The organism is Streptomyces sp. BE20 (assembly GCF_036322525.1).
Classification (GTDB): domain Bacteria; phylum Actinomycetota; class Actinomycetes; order Streptomycetales; family Streptomycetaceae; genus Kitasatospora.
The window spans coordinates 1-372 of sequence record NZ_JAQYWW010000411.1; the positions used below are offsets into that span (position 1 = coordinate 1).

Annotated in this window: 1 protein-coding gene; it reads right to left on the reverse strand. The window is 63.4% G+C overall.

Features of this window, described 5'->3' with window-relative positions:
- Positions 1 to 372: hypothetical protein (locus tag PUR61_RS45130; protein WP_329875323.1), on the reverse strand; the 372-nt coding region annotated here is incomplete at both ends.

The following is a 372-nucleotide window of genomic DNA, read 5'->3' on the forward strand; positions in this document are numbered from 1 at the left end:
GGGGGGGGGGGGGCGGGCCCCGCCCCCCCCCACCACCACGCCCCCCCCCCCCGGCCGCGCCCCCCCCCCGCGCGGCGGAGGCGGCCGCGCCCCCCCCCCCGCCCCCCCCCGCCGCCCCCCCCGCCGCCCCACCCAGCCCCCCCCCCCCCCCCCCCCCACCCCCCCCCCCCCCCCCCCCCACCCACCGACCCCCACCCCCCCCAAACACCAAAAAACAAACAAAACAAACCACAACAAACCCCACCAAACAAACAACAAAAAAAAAAAAAAAAACAAAAAACCCACAAAAACAACAAAAAAAACCAAAACACAAAACAAAAACACAACACCAAAAAAAAAACAAACAAAACAACAACCAAAAAAAACAACAAC